The organism is Methylomonas sp. Uni0011, assembly GCF_056850255.1.
The window spans coordinates 284,618-303,460 of the sequence record NZ_JBVVNO010000004.1 but is presented as its reverse complement, the minus strand read 5'-3'; the positions used below and the strand labels follow the sequence as shown (position 1 = coordinate 303,460).

General features: G+C 54.9%; 19 protein-coding genes. 8 read left to right on the top strand and 11 right to left on the bottom strand.

Annotated elements, in window-relative coordinates; all coding sequences use genetic code 11:
- Positions 1–289: 289 nt before the first annotated feature.
- From AC0IM9_RS08645 to AC0IM9_RS08630, 4 genes are all read right to left on the bottom strand, one after another.
- Positions 290–922, bottom strand: coding sequence for a hypothetical protein (locus AC0IM9_RS08645; protein WP_482803722.1), 633 nt, complete (start codon positions 920–922; stop codon positions 290–292).
- Positions 923–1,062: 140 nt separating this feature from the next.
- The gene (locus AC0IM9_RS08640) at positions 1,063–1,764 is read right to left on the bottom strand and encodes a glycine-rich domain-containing protein (protein WP_482803721.1); all 702 of its coding nucleotides are present in this window, start codon (positions 1,762–1,764) and stop codon (positions 1,063–1,065) included.
- A 485-nt stretch (positions 1,765–2,249) separates the two neighbouring features.
- Positions 2,250–2,546, bottom strand: coding sequence for a hypothetical protein (locus tag AC0IM9_RS08635; protein WP_482803720.1), 297 nt, complete (start codon positions 2,544–2,546; stop codon positions 2,250–2,252).
- Between the two features lie 176 nt (positions 2,547–2,722).
- Positions 2,723–3,499: an N-acetylmuramidase domain-containing protein gene (locus tag AC0IM9_RS08630; protein ID WP_482803719.1), complete on the bottom strand. Its 777-nt coding sequence runs from the start codon at positions 3,497–3,499 to the stop codon at positions 2,723–2,725.
- Positions 3,500–4,300: 801 nt separating this feature from the next.
- Between AC0IM9_RS08630 and AC0IM9_RS08625 the strand changes: the two genes are divergently transcribed.
- Positions 4,301–5,167, top strand: coding sequence for a hypothetical protein (locus AC0IM9_RS08625; protein ID WP_482803718.1), 867 nt, complete (start codon positions 4,301–4,303; stop codon positions 5,165–5,167).
- Between the two features lie 180 nt (positions 5,168–5,347).
- Here AC0IM9_RS08625 and AC0IM9_RS08620 read toward each other — a convergent pair whose 3' ends face one another.
- From AC0IM9_RS08620 to AC0IM9_RS08610, 3 genes are read right to left on the bottom strand one after another with little or no spacing between them, the layout of a single operon-like run.
- Positions 5,348–5,638: an Rdx family protein gene (locus tag AC0IM9_RS08620; protein WP_482803717.1), complete on the bottom strand. Its 291-nt coding sequence runs from the start codon at positions 5,636–5,638 to the stop codon at positions 5,348–5,350.
- Positions 5,635–6,984, bottom strand: a complete 1,350-nt coding sequence (mpl, locus tag AC0IM9_RS08615; RefSeq protein ID WP_482803726.1) for a UDP-N-acetylmuramate:L-alanyl-gamma-D-glutamyl-meso-diaminopimelate ligase — start codon at positions 6,982–6,984, stop codon at positions 5,635–5,637. Before mpl ends, AC0IM9_RS08620 begins: the two co-directional genes overlap by 4 nt.
- A 14-nt stretch (positions 6,985–6,998) precedes the next feature.
- On the bottom strand, positions 6,999–7,526 hold the full coding sequence (locus tag AC0IM9_RS08610) for an ankyrin repeat domain-containing protein (protein WP_140914354.1): 528 nt from the start codon (positions 7,524–7,526) through the stop codon (positions 6,999–7,001).
- A 67-nt stretch (positions 7,527–7,593) separates the two neighbouring features.
- Between AC0IM9_RS08610 and apaG the strand changes: the two genes are divergently transcribed.
- The 3 genes from apaG to AC0IM9_RS08595 all read left to right on the top strand — a co-directional run bounded on the left by apaG (position 7,594) and on the right by AC0IM9_RS08595 (position 9,188).
- Complete coding sequence (gene apaG, locus AC0IM9_RS08605; RefSeq protein WP_140914355.1) at positions 7,594–7,971, top strand: Co2+/Mg2+ efflux facilitator ApaG/CorD; 378 nt, start codon at positions 7,594–7,596, stop codon at positions 7,969–7,971.
- On the top strand, positions 7,971–8,798 hold the full coding sequence (locus tag AC0IM9_RS08600; protein ID WP_482803716.1) for a symmetrical bis(5'-nucleosyl)-tetraphosphatase: 828 nt from the start codon (positions 7,971–7,973) through the stop codon (positions 8,796–8,798). Before apaG ends, AC0IM9_RS08600 begins: the two co-directional genes overlap by 1 nt.
- 72 nt (positions 8,799–8,870) lie before the next feature.
- A complete protein-coding gene (locus AC0IM9_RS08595) occupies positions 8,871–9,188 on the top strand; it encodes a hypothetical protein (protein WP_482803715.1) in 318 nt (105 codons plus the stop codon).
- A gap of 55 nt (positions 9,189–9,243) precedes the next feature.
- On the opposite strand, the gene speD is transcribed toward AC0IM9_RS08595, so the two are convergent.
- Both speD and AC0IM9_RS08585 read right to left on the bottom strand, forming a co-directional pair.
- The gene (gene speD, locus AC0IM9_RS08590) at positions 9,244–10,023 is read right to left on the bottom strand and encodes an adenosylmethionine decarboxylase (RefSeq protein ID WP_140914358.1); all 780 of its coding nucleotides are present in this window, start codon (positions 10,021–10,023) and stop codon (positions 9,244–9,246) included.
- 4 nt (positions 10,024–10,027) lie between these two features.
- Complete coding sequence (locus AC0IM9_RS08585) at positions 10,028–10,447, bottom strand: OsmC family protein (RefSeq protein ID WP_140914359.1); 420 nt, start codon at positions 10,445–10,447, stop codon at positions 10,028–10,030.
- Positions 10,448–10,576: 129 nt separating this feature from the next.
- On the opposite strand from AC0IM9_RS08585, the gene crp reads away from it, so the two are divergent.
- Positions 10,577–11,230, top strand: coding sequence for a cAMP-activated global transcriptional regulator CRP (gene crp / locus AC0IM9_RS08580; protein WP_140914360.1), 654 nt, complete (start codon positions 10,577–10,579; stop codon positions 11,228–11,230).
- Positions 11,231–11,345: 115 nt separating this feature from the next.
- Here the strand turns inward: crp and AC0IM9_RS08575 are convergent, their stop codons facing one another.
- The gene (locus AC0IM9_RS08575; RefSeq protein ID WP_445371728.1) at positions 11,346–12,131 is read right to left on the bottom strand and encodes a dienelactone hydrolase family protein; all 786 of its coding nucleotides are present in this window, start codon (positions 12,129–12,131) and stop codon (positions 11,346–11,348) included.
- 115 nt (positions 12,132–12,246) lie between these two features.
- On the opposite strand from AC0IM9_RS08575, the gene AC0IM9_RS08570 reads away from it, so the two are divergent.
- Positions 12,247–13,440, top strand: a complete 1,194-nt coding sequence (locus AC0IM9_RS08570; RefSeq protein WP_482803714.1) for an MFS transporter — start codon at positions 12,247–12,249, stop codon at positions 13,438–13,440.
- An 85-nt stretch (positions 13,441–13,525) separates the two neighbouring features.
- Here AC0IM9_RS08570 and AC0IM9_RS08565 read toward each other — a convergent pair whose 3' ends face one another.
- Positions 13,526–13,870 carry an outer membrane protein assembly factor BamE gene (locus AC0IM9_RS08565; protein ID WP_140914363.1) on the bottom strand — a complete coding sequence of 115 codons (345 nt, stop codon included), beginning with the start codon at positions 13,868–13,870 and terminating at the stop codon, positions 13,526–13,528.
- Positions 13,871–13,979: 109 nt separating this feature from the next.
- On the opposite strand from AC0IM9_RS08565, the gene AC0IM9_RS08560 reads away from it, so the two are divergent.
- Both AC0IM9_RS08560 and AC0IM9_RS08555 read left to right on the top strand, forming a co-directional pair.
- A complete protein-coding gene (locus tag AC0IM9_RS08560) occupies positions 13,980–15,584 on the top strand; it encodes a protein adenylyltransferase SelO (RefSeq protein ID WP_482803713.1) in 1,605 nt (534 codons plus the stop codon).
- A 95-nt stretch (positions 15,585–15,679) separates the two neighbouring features.
- Positions 15,680–18,790, top strand: a complete 3,111-nt coding sequence (locus tag AC0IM9_RS08555) for a retention module-containing protein (protein WP_482803712.1) — start codon at positions 15,680–15,682, stop codon at positions 18,788–18,790.
- The last annotated feature ends 53 nt before the right edge of the window (positions 18,791–18,843 follow it).

Here is an 18,843-nt window from a genome sequence, read left to right as displayed (position 1 = left end):
CTTTAGAAGCCGAAGACCTGATGAGGTCGGAATGCGCGAAGTCCATCAGGGCCCGAGGTCGTTTAATCCTCAATTACAGGCCGGATATATGGGCGCAATATTTTCTTTATGTTACTGGTGAATTTTTTCTTGCAATACGGGGCGGACCATATATGACACCTTTTCGTCGGGATCACTTCATAAAGCCCCCGGCTTTGCCGGAGAGGTATTTATTACCGACAGTCGCCTCCAAATCCTTATGAATTGAAAGTGTAGCTTTCGTATTTGGCTTCATAAATGGAATATTTTTTTATTTGGAACAATTGCTAGTACTACTAACGCTTTCAGTGGTTTCGTAGGTATAGGGCGTACCCCAATAGCAGTCCGATTTATCGATGTGCTGGTCTACGGAGTTTTGCAGCATTATAAGGTTATCTCTGATATAAGCTTCATATTGTCGACCGGCCGAAGCGGTGAAGCTCAGCCAGCATACACGGTCTTGCGCCGTCACTCGATATGGTGTCGTGCTAGTATTCGTTTGTTCACAGACAGTCTTTTTCTTTTTATCTACCTCTTTCTCTGTACAGGAGCAGTAACCATATGAATAGCTGGTGTTGCCGTTTTGTTCTTTATGAAGAATAGCGGACTGCGTGGTTTTTAGACTCTGCTCTCCAGGTAATACCTTAATAGTTGTAAAGCGATCCAAGAATGCAGTTGTTGGATTCCACCACGAATTATCCCTACTAATATTTTCAACAGAAATATTCGGGCCCCATGAGGTAGCAAACCAATCTTCGGAAAACCAAGTCAACATATTCAACGGAAATATCCAAAACAATGGCACTCGAGAGATAGCAGGTGCTTTAAGTGCGATAGTAGCCACTTGATTATCGGTTAACTCCAGGCCGCGATAACCTTTGATGGTGCAAGCGGGTAGAAACACTATGCATGGCAAAATCAAATGCCTACGATTTATTCGAGACATGGTCACAATCTTGAATTGAATTTTTTAAGTCCGGAATCATTTCTGGCAATTTAATTAAGCCGCCTCGCTGACTGTGCCCTGTTTAGCCCAACTTTAGTTTAACAGCCAATGCATTCGCCTTTACATGCACGCCCTATATCTTCAATGCAGTATTGTTTGTCTGCATATTCGCAATACAAGTTGTAGATAAAGCCGTTCTCACAATTGCAGCAACCCTTGCCCAATGGATCACTGAGCCGGTAGACAAAGCCGTCCTGAATACCAAGTTGTACGTCGAGCTGAAACAACGATGGCAATGCAACTGGTTTTTGAGGATTAATTTTTTCTTGTTTGCAAGCCAATCGCCAGGCATCTTTTATTCCAATATTCGCATGATTGGTCGCGATCATGATTTTGGCAGGCGTGTGGTGCAAAAAACGGCCGAATGCATTTCGGCAAAATTGCCAGTAAGAGCGAGTGAGCAAGGTAAACTCGCACCAAGCATCATCAGCAATCAGAGAAGGTATTGCTACAATTTTGCGTCCGGTTTTATGATAGATTGCGAAATAGTTTTGTAATCCTTGTAAAACCTGACTTATCTGGTTATAAGTAAGGTCTGGATATTTTTTACTTAGCCGACTCTTAATATTCGGATTAAAGTCGTAATTTTTGATGTATTCCAATTGTCTTGCTTTTTTTAGACTGATTTTAATGATAATAGCAACAGTCAAACCGAGTAACGTCCAAAACAGTAATCTGCTGTCAATTTGATAACCCCAAAAATTCACCATTCTTCCTCCATTGTTACGCTTCAAATACATTAATCATCCACTATCAAGGTGTTTGGATTGATCACTAATGAATCACGTCGGGTTAACAGGTTGGTGAAAAACTCTTTTTTGGCTTTGAATGAATCTATATTTAGTGATCATGAAGCCACTTTCCTACTAAATGTTGGTTCGATTGAGCAAAATTAGCGTCTCAAATATGGTTTTTCACCAACCTGTTAATCATTGAACAAAATCCGGTATATGTCTGCGGCAGGTGCCGAATGGCAGGTGAGCGGTGTCGAAATACCGGTTTTTTCCTGGTTAAAGCGTATCGATTGCTAAGCGGGTATCAGTTAATCCTGCAACTGTTGGTATTGGCACGGAGTCGCTAGGTGATGGAGTAGAACAGAAGCAGAACAGGGTCAGGTTTAGAGCATCCTGATGGCCGTAAGGCGGATTCGGAGCGGTAGCAACAATCCGCCAAAACTTTAAAACCACCCGCGTTTTGCTATCGCGAAAACGCCCTACAGTCCGGGTTAGCGTTTCCGCGACAGTAATAGCAGCCAAACCAAAAACGGAGCCGAGTACACCGCAAAAGATGCTAACAGGCCCGGTATACCGTGTGGAGCCACTACCGTTTCGGTCAAAAACAGGGTGTCGCCGAAAATCGCTGCAACCGGTAGGTAGTAAAACGACAGCATCACTAGAACGACAAAACCGAATGGTAGCGGCGCGCCGAAAATCAGCAGCATTTCCAATAGGTTCGGCAGTACCGTTGCTAGCAGAAAAAGCCGCCATAAAATGCGGTATCGGTTCGGCTGGGGCGTATTCATCTTCAGCGCGATTTGGCAGGTTTGAATGGATAAGGGAGCCGCTAAAAATTGCACTGCGATAAGTTCGGTGCGGACGGAAGCTCTCTATCAATCAAGGCATTACCCGCTAACGCTTTGCCTGGCTCAGTACAAGCCGAGAATTTATAAAGGCTTCCGTGCGTCATGCGCGGCCGAGCCTACGCCGATGGAAACGCCTGGCTCAGCAGCGTGCTTTCCGTTGTGATGTCCAGTTCGCCGGTTTTCGGCAGGCCGGCTTTTTCTTGATATGCGCTGATTGCCGAGCGGGTGCGTTTGCCGGTGACGCCGTCGATTGTGCCGGGGTCGAAGCCGAGATACAGCAGTGCTGCTTGCGCCGTGCGCAATCCCAAATCCGGCAGCATCACCTTGTATTGGGCGTGGGCTGCGGCCAGCCGGGTGTCGTACCGGTTTTTTTCGAAGCTCGGACCGTTGTAGCCGCGGGCAAACGCATCCCATTTGCCCTTTTGCATCGCACCGGCCAAGCCATTGGCTTTGATGAAATTGGCCATCGCCAGCAACTGGGCGTTCTCGTCTGCAACCAATGCGGCCACCATGGCGTCCACGGTGGTAAACCCTGCGTCTGCAAAGTTAAAACCCATCACCTGGCCAATGCCCCAGGAGGCGCTTTTCAGCGCTGCCGCCTGGTCCAGGCCGAGCGCTTTGTCCAGGCGGTCGTATTCCGCCGCACCGCCAATGTAGCCGCCGGCTTTGCTGTCGCTGATGTCAGGGGCGCTGCTGTCGAACCGGCCATCGGTTTGATTATGAAAAATATGCCGTTCAAACAGAATCTGCGGCCGCCGGTCTTTCAAAAAACCGAAGCCGCGCGTTTCCACGCTGAGCACCGCCCACACCTCGGGCTGGGCAACGCCCAAAGTATTGCACGCTTGCTCGATACCTTCGCCGCTTAATGGACGGCCTTGACCTTGAAAATTCATGATGTACCCCCTTGGTTGATTGTGCCGGGCGGAAGACGGCCCTTCACTTGTTTAATTTATTCGACCCGTTGCTTCCTGTTGCTTTGCCAAGCATCGGTGTGTGGCACCAGGCGCTATCGATCGAGGCTCCGGTAGGCTGCGTTTAAGAAGTGCCTGACTCATCATTCGCTCTGAGAACCCGGTTTACTGATCGAATTTCTGGGCGACCTTGCTTGGCGCGATCGGAGCGGCACGGCAGATTATCTTTTTGATTTGGACGACAAGCAATTGCCGCAGATGAGGCGACTATCAATATGCTTAAAAATGAGGTGAATGAGCGTCGATGCGGCATGGTGTCCGAAATTTGAAAATAATTCGGTAAAAGATATGTCTTCAGCAAAACGACTCTTCTATAAAGTCAGCGTTATTTTGAAACAGGTGGGCAATATTTTCTAATAACTCCTGTCAAGAATTTTTTTCATGGTTCTGTGGTATATCACTTAAACAGTATTAAATAACACAGTTTAAATGATATGCGCAAAAATTGATCTGCTAATGCGGCTGTCAGAGTATCCCCAGATCGGAAGTTAAGCTAGGGGCCGGCGGGGTTATTGATGCCGCCTGTGCTTAGTTAAGCGTCTGGTGTTATTGGTTGTTTTTAGTAAAACCTGCCACCAAAGTCCGTTTTGACATGCGGGGGTTATAGTTTGAAATGATTATTCGGAATAAGGTTGGCGGTTTGGCATACTCCGTGCTGAATCGATTTTTTGAGATAGTTGATCATTTCTCGTCTCTTTCCCTCAATTGCGCAGCCACAATGCTATGGATATTCAAATGACTTTTCGATTTAAAGTGCTGTTATTCCCACTGATATTGTCTTGTTTCGCACCGCGAACATTTGCCCATATTAGCTACACGAATTTAATGGTGACGGATCCTGTGCACAACGCATTTGGTAATGCGGTTACCGAAACTGACGGCTCAATTACTTATAATTTTCGCGGCTCCGTTGCTGGAAACGCTGCTTGGGCGGATGCAGCTGACGAAAATTGGGGGGACAGCCACAGTGTTTTGCCATGGGAAAAATTCGAAGTCGATAGTGCCGGAGGAGCATATGTCAGCATCAGTATCTCGGGAGGAATATCCGGCTATGTTTTGGAATGGGATGAGGCGGTCCAAGATGTAAGGCCGAAAACTCAAGACGGCAAATTGGATTTAACGCCTGCCTTCACCCTTTATAGCGGCTTGCTACCCGAATTAGCACATGACTCATCGGAAGTCCTGCCGCCGCCTGAAGGCAAAGAAGGGCGTTGGAATGCATTGGGAGACGTCACCATGGCCAACGATGATGGTGATATCGGTACCGTTAAATACTTGATGCACGCAGGCGAGGTGGACAGCGGCAGCAGGACAGTCTCACTTGATAATATTTTCCTTCCGAAAGGCGTTTATTCAATGGCCATCGGAGGGGCTTGCTCCGCCTGTATCTTGCCCGAGCTTACAGATGAAATCGGCAACGATCCTCTTTTATGGGAAGCTTACCTCGCATTGGAAAACGATAGTTTTATTCAACGCGGTTATACGGTCTCTTTAAACATTCGGCCGGTTCCCGTACCGCCCGCATTGCCGCTGATGGCGACCGGGCTACTCGGTATTTTTGGAGTCAGAAGATTTTCACTGCGGAACTGAAAAATTTTTGCGTTGGGTGGGTGGTAGAGCTTTTGCCAATTCCAAGTGTCTTCGCTCGTTGGCTGTAAAACTCTAATGTTTAGGGTTTGGTATTGACGGACGTTGGCTCTGTCGGTATCAGCGCGGATTAGGAATTTGTCCCAGCGATTTTGTGCCGATCAACAAGATAGCCGAGCCCTCTCAAGACTGCGGCGAGGGCTTGCGGTCGATATGGCCCAAATCCCGCTCCGGCGCGATCACGTCTCTGACCAATTGTTTCAATTCGGTAATTTCGGGGAAGCGACCTTCAGCCTTGCGCGACCAGACCAGCACGCCGTCGGCGGACACTTCGAAAATGCCGCCGGTGCCCGGTTGCAGCGCCAGTTCGCTCAATTCGCTATCGAAGGTCGTCAACAGCTCTTGCGCCATCCAGGCCGCGCGCAGCAGCCAGCGGCATTGGGTGCAGTAACGGATTTCGACGCGGTGGCTCATAGACTGTCGCGCAGGCGTTGGTAGATGCCGCCGAAGCTGCCGTTGCTCATCAATAGGACGTGACAGACGCCGCCGGCCTCGGCTTGGATCGTGCTGATTATGGAGTCCAGGCTGTTGCAGATCTCGATGTTATTGGCGTATTTCAGCAATTGGCTCAAATCCCAGCCCAGATTGTCGGGCTGGTAGATGATGGCGCGGTCGGCCTGGCTCAACGATTCGGCCAGGGATTGGGTATGCACACCCAGGCGCATCGTATTCGAGCGCGGTTCGACGATAGCCAGGATTTTTTCGTTACCGACTTGTTTGCGCAAACCGTCCAGCGTGGTTTGGATCGCGGTCGGGTGGTGGGCGAAGTCGTCGTAAACGGTGATGCCGGCTGTTTTGACGATGACTTCCATCCGCCGCTTGACGTTCTGGAATTGCGCCAACGCGGCGATGGCGTCAGCCGGCGTGACGCCAACATGGCGGGCGGCAGCGATGGCGGACAAGGCGTTGTAGACGTTGTGACGGCCGGTCAGCGCCCATGCCACGGTGCCCTGGTTTTGGCCTTCGAAATGGATCGCAAAACGGCTGCCGTCGGCGGCCAGCAATTGCGCTTGCCACGGCGCCGGGGCATCGATCGCGGTCAGTTGCACCGGGGTCCAGCTGCCCATCGCCAATACTTCGGCGACGTGTTTTTCGCAGTCCGGGGCGATGATCAAACCCTGGCCGGGGACGGTTCTGACCAAATGGTGGAACTGCTTTTTGATGGCATCCAGGTTTTCGAAGATGTCGGCGTGGTCGTATTCCAGGTTGTTCAAAATCGCAGTGCGCGGCCGGTAATGCACGAATTTCGAGCGCTTGTCGAAAAAGGCGCAGTCGTATTCGTCGGCCTCGATGACGAAGAAATCCGATTCCCCCAGCCGGGCGGAAATGCCGAAGTTCAAAGGTATGCCGCCAATCAGAAAGCCGGGTTTGAAACCGTTGTGTTCCAGAATCCAGCTCAGCATGCTGGTGGTGGTGGTTTTGCCGTGGGTACCGGCGACCGCCAACACCCATTTGTGTTGCAGCACATGTTCGGCCAGCCATTGCGGACCGGAGATATAGGGCAGGCCCAGATTCAATACCGCTTCGACTTCCGGATTGCCGCGCGACATGGCGTTGCCGATCACGACCAAGTCGGGTTTGACGTCCAGATTCTCGGCCTTGTAGCCGTTCATCAACTTGATGCCTTGCTGTTCGAGCTGAGTGCTCATCGGCGGGTAGACGTTCTGGTCGGAGCCGCTGACGGTGTAGCCGAGTTCGCGGGCGATCAGGGCCAGGCCGCCCATGAAGGTGCCGCAAATGCCGAGGATATGGATATGCACAGGTTTGGGTGGGGTCATTTTTTCGGTTCTTCGGGTTTTGCTTCGGAGTTGGCTTCGGCTTGAGGTTCGGACGGTGTGACTTCCTCGGCTTTCGCCTCTTGGGCTTTGGCGCCGGCTGCTTCCAGTAATTTGACGATGTTGTCGCGGCCGAGCTTTTTGGCTTTGTCGAGGACTTTCACGCCTTGGGCGTCGGCGGCGTTGACGTTGGCGCCGGCGGCGATCAATACGCCGACCAGATCCGGGTTGCCGAACATTACCGCATCCGTTAGCGCCGTGGCGCCGAGTTTATCGGCCAGATTGACATCGGCGCCGTAAGCCAGCAAGGTTTTGACGATTCTGATGTTGCCGTTGAAGCTGGCCGCCATCAATGCGGTACGGTCTTGGTCGATCTTGCCGTTGGCATCCAGACCTTGTGCCAGCAATGATTCGACCCGTTCGATTTTGCCGGCGGCCGCGGCGGCGAACAGGTCTTTGGCGTCTTCGGCAAACGCCGCCAAGGGCAGGGCCAGCAGGGCCGCGCCCCAAAATCTGCGGATGTTCATGGGATTGCTTGCGTTTGGTTACCAGTTGGGTTGAAATAACCGAAAGTCCGTTTTACATGATCCATCAATGAGCGAAAAAAACAAAGTTTTAGTTGAAGCGCAACCCTACTACGTCGAGGCGCAATCCTCGCCGGAACAGAACCGTTACGTGTTCGCTTACACCGTCACGATTACCAACGTCGGTTCCACGCCGGCCAAATTGCTGACCCGGCACTGGCTGATCACCGATGCCAACGGCAAGGTCCAGGAAGTCAACGGTGAAGGCGTGGTTGGCGAGCATCCGCATCTGAATCCGGGCGATTCGTTCCGTTATACCAGTGCGGCGATGATCGAAACGCCGGTCGGCGTGATGCAGGGCAAATACCAGATGCAGGCCGATACCGGCGAAAATTTCAACGCAGCCATTCCTAAATTTACCTTGTCGATTCCCAGAACCCTGCACTGATGGCAGATTATGCGATTGGTGATATTCAGGGCTGCTACGACGAATTCCGCCGGCTACTGGACCAGATAGCATTCGATCCGGGCCGAGACAGGTTGTGGCTGGCCGGCGATCTGGTCAACCGCGGGCCCAAGTCGCTGGAGACGCTGCGTTTCATTAAAGGCCTCGGCGATGCGGCGATCACTGTGCTGGGCAACCACGATCTGCATTTGATTGCGACCGTGGTGTCGCTGAGCAAGGCCGGCAAAAAAGATACCTTGGGCGCTATTTTGCGGGCCGAGGATTGCGACGAGCTGATTCACTGGCTGCGCCACCAGCGTTTGTTTTACCGCGACGGCGATTTCTGCATGCTGCACGCCGGCCTGCCGCCGCAGTGGGATCTGGCCATGACCGAGCAGATGGCGCGTGAAACTGAACAAGCCATGCAGGGGGCCGATTACGAGCGGTTTTTCCGCTCGATGTACGGCAACAAGCCTGCGCTGTGGCGGGAAGATTTGCCCAAGATCGAAAAACTGCGTTTTGCGGTTAACTGTTTTACCCGCTTGCGTTATTGCACGCTCGCCGGCGAGTTGGATTTCGGCCAGAAGGGCGCGCCGGGGACGCAGCCTGCACATTTGCTGCCCTGGTTCCAGGTGCCGGGCCGGAAAAGTCGGGACATGCGGATCATTTTCGGCCATTGGTCGACCTTGGGCTATTACGAAGGCCACAACTGTTATTCGATCGATACCGGTTGTCTGTGGGGCGGCCAATTGACGGCGTTGCAATTGGGCGAAGCGCCGCAACGTTTCAGCATCGACTGTTGCCCGGCTCAGGACCCGCTGGCGGACTGAGCGTCGTCCCAACTGCCGCGGTTTTCTTTGACCGTCCCCGTCCTTTCAATCCAACTTACAGGAAATAACCCAATGCAAACAAAATGGCTGTACCCAATATTTTTGGCCATGCCGCTGACGGTGTTCGCTTACACCGGCGAACACGATTACGGCCAACCGGTCGACCACAAACTGGAAAGTTTGACGCAATTGCTGCAACTGACTCCGGAGCAAAAAACCAAACTGGAAGCGATTTTCAAGGAACAACACGAGAAATTCCGGGCCATCCATGAAGAGTCGCACAGCCGAATCAAAGATGTATTAAACCCGGAGCAGATGCGGAAAATGGACGAATTGCGCAAGCAACACAAAGAGCGGATGCAGGAAGACGCGCAAAAGTCGGTCCGCTAAATAAAAACGGCCGCGACGGTGAAGACCGTAGCGGCCGTTTTTAGTGCAAGCCAGATTAGGAGAAATTGCGGCCGTAGAAGATTTCGGCCATCTCGTCCTGCAACATTTCCTGGATTTCCTGCTTTTCGTCTTCGCTGAAGTTGCTTTCCTTTTCGAACAGGTAATTTTCCAGCTCGGTTTCCTTCAACATCATCTTGGTGTGGAAGATGTTCTCCTGATAGACGTTGACGTCGATCATTTGATACAGCTCTTTGGTGCTCTCGGCGATGTAGTTCTGGATCGAGTTGATCTTGTGGTCGATGTAATGCTTTTGGCCGGAAATATCGCGAGTAAAGCCGCGCACCCGGTAGTCCATGATCACGATGTCGGACTCGAAACTGTGGATCAGGTAATTCAGGGCCTTCAACGGCGAAATCTGACCGCAGGTCGAGACGTCGATGTCGGCGCGGAAAGTGCAGATATCGGTGTCAGGATGGCTTTCCGGATAGGTATGCACGGTGATGTGGCTTTTGTCCAGATGGGCCAAAATGGTGTCGGGCAACGGGCCGGGCGATTCGGAGTTCATGCCGGCCGGAATCACTGCGCCTTCCGATATCAGCATCGTCACGCTGGCGCCCTGCGGATCGTAATCCTGGTGGGCAATGTTCAGGATCTGGGCGCCGATGATGTTGGCGACGTCCTTCAAAATCTGGGTCAGGCGCTTGGCGTTGTAGGCTTCGTCGATGTACTCGATGTAGGCTTTTTCCTGCTCTTTGGGTGCATAGCACACATCGTAGATATTGAAACTCAGCGATTTGGTCAGGTTGTTAAACCCGTGTAATTGTAACTTGCTCAACCGGTCAGCCCTCTATAACTTCAAAATCATGACTCATTTCCACGCCCGCTTTGCCTAGCATGATCGACGCGGAACAGTATTTCTCGGCCGACAATTTCACCGCCCGTTCCACTGCAGCAGCGGGCAGGTTTCTGCCGGTCACTTTAAAATGCAGATGGATTTTGGTGAAGACCGCGGGTACGCTGTCGGCCCGTTCCGCGGTCAGTTCTGCCGTACAATCGACAATGTCGTGCCGGCCTTTTTGCAGAATATCGATCACATCGAACGAGGAGCAGCCGCCCACGCCCAGCAACAACATTTCCATCGGCCGCACGCCGAGATTGCGGCCGCCGTGGTCCGGCGGTCCGTCCATCACGACGGTGTGACCGCTGCCGGATTCTCCGACAAACAGCCGGCCGTCGACCCATTTAATCGTTGCCTGCATAAATAATCCCAACCAAAAACGAAAATTGGCGCGGATTTTACAACGAACCTGTCAAATGTCTTGATTTTTTTCTAAAACTACTGCACCTTGGTAGAGTACACAAACTAGTTCACAAAATTATTACAACTTATGAGCTTTGTTAAACAAAACAAAATATCTCCAGCCGCCCTGGATGCCTTTCTACGTTTCTGTCACGTTAGAAGTTATCCGGCCAAAATAACCATCGTTCGTCCGGGTGACGTCGGCGATAAGTTGTTGTTCGTTGTCGACGGTTCGGTGAGCGTAAGTGTCGAAGATGAAGAAGGCCGCGAACTGATTCTGGCCTATTTGAATAAGCACGATTTCGTCGGCGAGATCGGCGTGTTCAAAAACGCCGAAACCCGCAGCGTGTCGGTTAAGACTAGGACCAAATGCCAGATGGCTGAGATCGGTTACGAGCGCTTCAAACTTCTGCTCAACACCGATTTGCGCGATCATGCCGTGGAAATTTTGACGGTATTGGGCGAGCAGCTTTCCACTCGCTTATTGATCACCAGTCGTAAATACCGCGATTTGGCGTTTATGGACGTTGAAGGCCGCATTGCCCGGACGTTGTTGGATCTGTGCAAGGAGCCGGATGCGATCACCCATCCCGACGGCATGCAATTGCATATCACCCGCCAGGAAATCGGCCGCATCGTCGGTTGCTCGCGGGAAATGGCCGGACGGGTGTTGAAGGAGCTGGAGGACAAAGGCTTGATCACCGCTCACGGTAAAACCATCGTCGTGTTCGGTACCCGCTAGGACACGATGGGTGGGCGGGGCGTTTGCGCCCCGCATGGGATGCGGGCTTTCGTATCCCGGGGCCGCCAACTGCACGTTGACGGCGACACGGGCCGCGCCAGCGGTTCGCCGTTTCTTATTTCCCGAAAACCGTTCGAAATAGTTCCTGCATCGCCGCCCAGGATTGCCGGTCGGCATCGGCGTCGTAAGCGATCGGCAGGTTATTGGCCTTGCCCAGCCTGTCGGCGTCCGGATTGCTGAAGCCGTGACGGACACCGGGATAGTTGACGAAGCGGTAATCGGCACCGGCTCCAGTCATTTCCGCCTGGAACGCGCTAATGCTGTCTGCAGTAACGAACTCGTCTGCGGCGCCGTTCAGCACCAGGATTTTGGCTTTGACTTTGCCGGGCTGGGCCGGGGTTTTGGTCGCCAGATTGCCGTGGAAACTGACCACGGCGGCCAAGTCGCCGCCCTGTCTGGCCATGTTCAATACCGTAGCGCCGCCGAAGCAGTAACCTATCGCGGCAATTTTGCCCGGATCGACGCTAGGCTGTTGTTTCAGGAACGCCTCGGCGGCGGCAAAACGTTGCTCGGAGACGCCGGCCCGCTCGACCACGCTGGCCATGAATGCCGATGCCTCTGCCGCATGTTCGCTGAATTTGCCGTCGCCGTACATATCCACCGCCAGCGCGGTATAGCCCAGTTCCGCCAACATTTTCGCCCGTTGTTTGGCGTAATCGTTCAAGCCCCACCATTCGTGTACGACCATTACCCCAGGTTGCTTCTCGCCCTTGGCGTCGTCCCAGGCCAGATAAGCTTTGAACGTGGTGCCGCCGGCCTGGTAGCTGACGCTCTGTTCGTGCAATGCGGCCTGTAACCCGGAACTGAAGAATAATGTCAAAAACAATAAGCGGGATATCATGTAGCTCTCCTGTTAGCGTAAAAAGGCTTACGGTTACACCGCTAACGGATATTGTCAATCGGCTGGGGAATGGCGTCGCCGCCGTCGGCCTGTAAAAACCTTATAAGGCGAGCGTATGAAACAAAGCGGTTCCCGCCCGGTGTGGCGGCAAATTCCGGCCAGCGTTTGGGCCTTGGGCTGCGTCAGTCTGCTGATGGATATCTCGTCGGAGATGATCCATAGTCTGTTGCCGCTGTTCATGGTTTCGGTATTGCACGCCAGCAGCCTCAGTATCGGTTTGATCGAAGGCGCGGCCGAGGCGACTGCGCTGATCGTCAAGGTGTTTTCCGGTACGCTTAGCGACTACCTGGGCAAGCGCAAGAGCTTGGCTTTGCTGGGTTACGGCCTCGGTGCACTGACCAAGCCGTTGTTTGCGCTGGCCGCCAGTGCCGACATGGTGTTGAGCGCACGTTTGTTGGACCGGGTCGGTAAGGGGATACGCGGCGCACCGCGGGATGCGCTGGTGGCCGACGTGACGCCGATCGAGATTCGCGGTGCGGCGTTCGGGCTCAGGCAGTCGCTGGATACGGTCGGCTCTTTCCTGGGGCCGCTGCTGGCGGTCGGTTTAATGTTGGCATGGGCCGACGATTTTCGCGCGGTGTTTTGGGTCGCGGTAGTGCCCGCCGGGCTGTCGGTAGCTATGCTGTCGTTCGGCGTCAAGGAGCCGGCCAATGTGAAGCGCGCCAAGCGCGGCAATCCGATTCATCGCAGCAATCTAAAGCGTTTGGGGCCGGAATATTGGTGGGTCGTGGCAATTGGCGCGGTGTTTACGCTGGCTAGGTTCAGCGAAGCGTTTTTAGTTTTGCGTGCGCAACAGGGTGGCATGGCGATCGCGCTGGTACCCTTGGTCATGGTGGCAATGAACGTGGTCTATTCGGCGACCGCATATCCGTTTGGGCGATTGTCGGACCGGATGTCGCACCGTACCTTATTGGCCTGGGGCTTGCTCGTACTGATCGGCGCCGATTTGACCTTGGCATTCAGCGCCCGATGGGAGGTGACGTTGGCCGGGGTGGGCTTGTGGGGTCTGCATATGGGGATGACTCAGGGCTTGTTGGCGAAAATGGTCGCCGACACCGCGCCCGAGGATTTGCGCGGGACCGGGTTCGGATTCTTCAATTTGGTCAGCGGAGTGGCGATGTTGCTGGCTAGCGTGCTGGCCGGTTTATTGTGGGATCGGCTGGGTGCGGCGACGACATTTTATGCGGGGGCTGGCTTTAGCCTGTTGTCTCTGGCGATGTTGTTTATGCGGCGGATTGCCGACCGCTAGGGCTGTTAACCGGCTGCGGCAGTTCGAGCTCGCCGGCCGTCAAGACCGGCGAAGCAAGGCACGATGCTACCTATGCAGGTGGCGTCTATTTGCGGGTGGTGCTGAAGGTGTAGGAACGGACGATGCCTTGGGGGTCGAAACGGATCAGCAAGTCTTGCGAGTCGGTGCCGCCGAACAAAGCGTACTTGTAAATGCCGTAGGTCCAGGTCGGTTTTCCGTCTTCCATGCCGGTGCGCCAAGGCGTACCGAACATTTCGGTAATGTCCTGCTTGCGGGTTTGGCCGATTTTGATTTCCGGCACGTGATTTGCTGCAAACTCCTGGCCGACCGTGAAACAACCGGTCAATTGCGTTGTCGATAAGGCGCTAACCAGCAATAGCGACGTTAACGTTAAAGTGCGCGGATTGAGTTTGATGAAATGGTTTTTCATAAGCATTGCCTTCAGGAAAATTGATGGTCTTAAACTAGCGTTTAACGGTTTATCTTAGCTGTTTCCGATTACCACCCGTAAACTTTTTAGCCAAAACCCGGATGCCCAGATGCTCACCCACGCCGATAGTTACTCTCTCGATTGCCTCAGATTCGATAACCGTTTCGTCCGCGAACTGCCGGGCGACACCGAAACCGATAATTTTCGCCGCCAGGTTTACGGCGCCTGCTATTCATTGGTGCAGCCGACGCCGGTGAAAAGCCCGCGCTTGGTGGCTTATTCGGCCGAAGTGGCGGCCGAATTGGGTCTTTCGGACCGGGATTGCCTGTCCGAAGACTTCTGCCAAGTGTTTGCCGGCAACCGCCTGGCGGCCGGAATGCAGCCTTTCGCGATGTGTTACGGCGGCCACCAATTCGGCCATTGGGCCGGCCAGCTCGGCGATGGCCGGGCGATCAATCTCGGCGAAGCCGTCTGTCCCGACGGACGCCGCCGTACCCTGCAATTGAAAGGGGCCGGCCGGACGCCGTATTCGCGCAGTGCCGACGGTTTGGCCGTGTTGCGTTCCTCTGTTCGCGAATTTCTGTGCAGCGAGGCAATGCACCATTTGGGCGTGCCGACCACCCGTGCGTTGAGTGTGGCTCTGACCGGCGAGAACGTGGTGCGCGACATGTTCTATGACGGCAATCCGCAATTGGAGCCGGGTGCCGTGGTGTGTCGGGTGGCGCCGTCTTTTACCCGCTTCGGCAATTTCCAGATTTTTACCGCCCGCGACGATTTGGAGTCGTTGAAGAAATTGGCCGACTACACGATCCGCAGCGACTTTCCGGAATTGGGCGAGCCGAGCCCTAAGGTGTATCTGCGTTGGTTCGAGGACGTCTGCCGGCTCACCGCCGAAATGGTGGTGCATTGGCAGCGGGTCGGTTTCGTGCACGGCGTGATGAACACCGACAACATGTCCATTCTGGGGTTGACCATCGACTACGGTCCTTACGGCTGGTTGGAAAACTACGATCCGGATTGGACCCCGAATACCACCGACGCCCAAGGGAGGCGCTACCGTTTCGGCAATCAGCCGAAGATTGCCTACTGGAATCTGGTGCAACTGGCAAACGCGATTTATCCGTTAGTGATGCGTGCGGAAGCGCTGGAACAGGGGTTGTTGACGTTTAGCGAAACCTTCGAAGCGGAATGGCGCGCCACGATGGCCGCCAAATTGGGCTTGAGCCGTTTCGATACGGACAATGACCAGGAACTGGTTACCGATTTGTTACAACTGCTACAAGCCGCCGAAGTTGATATGACCCTGTTTTATCGGCAATTGGCAGCGCTCGATCCGTGCGACCCGGCCGTGGCCGTTGCCGGTTTTCTAACGATGTTGGAAAACAACAGCTATGCGGCCATCGCAGAAGAGCAGCGCAATCGGGCGGTGGCGTGGTTCCAGCGATACTGCGAACGTAGCCGGCAGGATGGCAGCGATCGCGATGTCCGGCGGGCGCGGATGAATGCGGTAAATCCGAAATACGTGTTGAGGAATTATCTGGCACAGCTGGCGATAGACCAGGCGGAGCAGGGAGATTTCGATTTGGTCGGTGAATTGTTAGAGGTTTTGCGAAACCCCTATGCCGAACAGCCGGGCCGCGAGCGATTCGCCGAAAAACGGCCGGATTGGGCGAAGCAACGGGCGGGCTGTTCAATGCTGTCTTGCAGCTCTTGACAGTGGAATGGGCGATTTTTTCGCCCTGCTACTGTACTGAGTTGCCCGGCTGGCCTACTATTACCCTTTTTGGCTGAACTAACTCGGAGCAGAGCATGGCTCAAGAACTCGGCATTGTAAAACTAGTGAGCGGATCGGTCAGCGCAACGGCGGCCGACGGCAGTACCCGTGTATTGCAAACCGGCGACAAGGTGTTCGATACCGACATACTTGCCACCGCTGCCGGCAGCGCCATCGTGATTCAGCTGGCCGATGGCTCCACCGTGGATATGGGGGGCAATGACCGGATGCAACTCGGCGCGGTGTTGCAGGAGCAAGAACGGGAGGAGGCGGTGGTTGCGCAGAATCCGCCGCCGGCCGGTCCCTCTGTTGAAGATATTCAAGCAGCCTTGCTAGCGGGTGCCGATCCGACCCAAATTGCCGATCCGACTGCGGCAGGGGCTCCGGCTGCTGGCGCCGCAGGCGGCGGCGTTGCCGGTAACGAAGGCCATGTGCCGGTCAGCGTAGACTATCTGAATCCGGTGGCGCCGGTGACCAACGGTTTCGATACCACCGGCCCAAGTGTGGCATTCAACAATATCGTCCCGGAAGTGTTGTTACTAAACCCCGGTACATTGCCGGGGGTGCAGATTACCGGTGGAAATCTGCCGCCGGTCGCGGCTAACGACAGCGTCAGCGGCATTCCTGCCGGCACCCCGGTCACACTTGACGTGCTGGGCAACGACAATGACCCGGACGGCAGCCTGAACCCCGCCAGCGTGACGATCGTCGGCAGCGGCGGTCCCGGCCAACCGCTGGTGGTGGCCGGCCAAGGCACCTGGACGGTCAACCCGGCGACCGGCGCCATCACCTTCACCCCGGACGCCGGCTTCACTGGCGATCCGACCCCGATCAGCTACACCGTGGCCGACAACCTGGGGCTGGTCTCGAACCCGGCCACGGTGACCGTCGACTACAACCGGCCGCCGGTGGCCGGGAATGACAGCGCCAGCGGCATCGCCGCCGGCACCCCGGTCACGCTCGACGTGCTGGGCAACGACAACGACCCGGACGGCAGCCTGAACCCCGCTAGCGTGACGATCGTCGGCAGCGGCGGCCCCGGCCAACCGCTGGTGGTGGCCGGCCAAGGCACCTGGACGGTCAACCCGGCGACCGGCGCCATCACCTTCACCCCGGACGCCGGCTTCACTGGCGACCCGACCCCGATCAGCTACACCGTAGCCGACAACCTGGGGCTGGTCTCGAATCCGGCCACGGTGACGGTCGACTACAACCGGCCGCCGGTGGCCGCGAATGACAGCGCCAGCGGCATCGCCGCCGGCACCCCGGTCACGCTCGACGTGCTGGGCAACGACAACGACCCGGACGGCAGCCTGAACCCCGCTAGCGTGACGATCGTCGGCAGCGGCGGCCCCGGCCAACCGCTGGTGGTGGCCGGCCAAGGCACCTGGACGGTTAACTCGGCGACCGGCGCCATCACCTTCACCCCGGACGCCGGCTTCACCGGCGACCCGACCCCGATCAGCTACACCGTGGCCGACAACCTGGGCCTGGTCTCGAACCCGGCCACGGTGACGGTCGACTACAACCGGCCGCCGGTGGCCGCGAATGACAGCGCCAGCGGCATCGCCGCCGGCACCCCGGTCACACTTGACGTGCTGGGCAACGACAACGACCCGGACGGCACGTTAAACCCGGCCAGTGTAACGATCGTCGGCAGCGGCGGCCCCGGCCAACCGCTGGTCGTAGCGGGCCAAGGCACCTGGACGGTTAACTCGGCGACCGGCGCCATCACCTTTACCCCGGACGTCGGCTTCACTGGCGACCCGACCCCGATCAGCTACACCGTGGCCGACAACCTGGGGCTGGTCTCGAACCCGGCCACCGTCACCGTCGACTATATTCCAACCGTGGTGGCGACTAACGCGGTAGTCGACGAGACTAACGGCAATTTGGATCAAACAGGTGGCGCTGTATTAGTCGAGCCGACCGGCTCCGGATCTTTGTTGATCGACGGTCAGCCCCCTGTTTCGGTAACTTTGGCGGCGACGGGAGCAACCTGGGACGCTGCCAGCAAAACGTTGGATGCCAGTACTTATCGGATCACGGTGAATGCCGACGGTAGCTACGAGTTTGCGTTGAAGGGCGCATTGTCCCATCCCGGGGCGGCAGACGCCGCTTCGGCGCCAATCCAATACGATATTTCCGCGGTATTGACCGGAACGAACGGGGAAGTCGCGAATGCCGTTTTCCGGGTTGATGTTTACGACGACGGGCCAAGGGTAGCCAACAGCAATGGCCAGGTACAGAATGTTGCTCAGCCCGACCAAGTCTTGTCCGGCTTGATTGATTATGATTTGGGATTCGACGGTTTCGGAGCTTCCGGCGGCGTAACTTTAGTGAATAACAACGGTGCATTAACCTCGCGCGGAGACAGTATTTCTTATTTGGTTTTCGATAGCAACGGCGATAATTTGCAGGAGATTTACGCTTTTGTTGATAAAGGTGGTCTTACCACCGAGGCCAATTATCTTGATCAAAAGTCAATCGATCGTGCTGTGTTTTCTCTTGAGCCTACGGAGCCCGGGTCAGTTGACGGGGCTTACAAGTTGGTTCTGTACGATGTATTGGATATACCGGCTCCAACGCCGACAACACTGACTTTTGAGAACGCCACGAGCGTTTCCGCGTCGCAGATCGCCTTCGGAAGCTCGCTAGTAGTGCAGGGGAGCAACCTGGTGTTGAGTCCTGCCAATCATATCGGCGTCAACGACAACGCTTTGGATCGTGGTGAAACCTTGACCTTTAAGTTCGGTGGGGTGGTCAATGCAGTGCAAATGAATGACATCAATGCCGATCTCGCCGGTCCGGATCGGTTTAGTTGGACTGCTTACAAAGACGGAGCCGTCGTTGGCAGCCGGAATAATGTGACAATGCCTTCCGGCGGCTTTACCCCAGCCATTAACGTCAATGGTGGTTTCGATACCCTGAAGATCGATATCACTGCGGGCAAGTTTGAACTGGGTGGGTTGAAATATCAGGCGGCAAGTTCGCAAACGCTGCAATTGAATTTCGGTTTCACTGCCACAGATGGTGATGGGGATAGTGTTAGCGGCAGCTTCAGCGTAAATGCCGGTACACTACTCGCGACGGGTATTACGACGACGTTGCCCGAGCTACAACACGCCGATAGCCACGTTCATTAATCTGGCTAACCACCCCACATAAAAAAACCGGCTTAAGCCGGTTTTTTTATGTG

What these genes read in the sequence shown, in the direction of transcription:
- crp (WP_140914360.1), top strand. Translation starts at nt 10,577, where the DNA reads ATGAGCTTTGTTAAACAAAACAAAATATCTCCAGCCGCCCTGGATGCC.
- AC0IM9_RS08565 (WP_140914363.1), bottom strand. Translation starts at nt 13,870, where the DNA reads ATGAAAAACCATTTCATCAAACTCAATCCGCGCACTTTAACGTTAACG.
- AC0IM9_RS08635 (WP_482803720.1), bottom strand. Translation starts at nt 2,546, where the DNA reads ATGAATACGCCCCAGCCGAACCGATACCGCATTTTATGGCGGCTTTTT.
- AC0IM9_RS08625 (WP_482803718.1), top strand. Translation starts at nt 4,301, where the DNA reads ATGGATATTCAAATGACTTTTCGATTTAAAGTGCTGTTATTCCCACTG.
- AC0IM9_RS08640 (WP_482803721.1), bottom strand. Translation starts at nt 1,764, where the DNA reads ATGTATTTGAAGCGTAACAATGGAGGAAGAATGGTGAATTTTTGGGGT.
- apaG (WP_140914355.1), top strand. Translation starts at nt 7,594, where the DNA reads ATGAGCGAAAAAAACAAAGTTTTAGTTGAAGCGCAACCCTACTACGTC.
- AC0IM9_RS08610 (WP_140914354.1), bottom strand. Translation starts at nt 7,526, where the DNA reads ATGAACATCCGCAGATTTTGGGGCGCGGCCCTGCTGGCCCTGCCCTTG.
- AC0IM9_RS08570 (WP_482803714.1), top strand. Translation starts at nt 12,247, where the DNA reads ATGAAACAAAGCGGTTCCCGCCCGGTGTGGCGGCAAATTCCGGCCAGC.
- AC0IM9_RS08585 (WP_140914359.1), bottom strand. Translation starts at nt 10,447, where the DNA reads ATGCAGGCAACGATTAAATGGGTCGACGGCCGGCTGTTTGTCGGAGAA.
- AC0IM9_RS08630 (WP_482803719.1), bottom strand. Translation starts at nt 3,499, where the DNA reads ATGAATTTTCAAGGTCAAGGCCGTCCATTAAGCGGCGAAGGTATCGAG.
- AC0IM9_RS08600 (WP_482803716.1), top strand. Translation starts at nt 7,971, where the DNA reads ATGGCAGATTATGCGATTGGTGATATTCAGGGCTGCTACGACGAATTC.
- AC0IM9_RS08575 (WP_445371728.1), bottom strand. Translation starts at nt 12,131, where the DNA reads ATGATATCCCGCTTATTGTTTTTGACATTATTCTTCAGTTCCGGGTTA.
- AC0IM9_RS08595 (WP_482803715.1), top strand. Translation starts at nt 8,871, where the DNA reads ATGCAAACAAAATGGCTGTACCCAATATTTTTGGCCATGCCGCTGACG.
- AC0IM9_RS08620 (WP_482803717.1), bottom strand. Translation starts at nt 5,638, where the DNA reads ATGAGCCACCGCGTCGAAATCCGTTACTGCACCCAATGCCGCTGGCTG.
- AC0IM9_RS08555 (WP_482803712.1), top strand. Translation starts at nt 15,680, where the DNA reads ATGGCTCAAGAACTCGGCATTGTAAAACTAGTGAGCGGATCGGTCAGC.
- AC0IM9_RS08560 (WP_482803713.1), top strand. Translation starts at nt 13,980, where the DNA reads ATGCTCACCCACGCCGATAGTTACTCTCTCGATTGCCTCAGATTCGAT.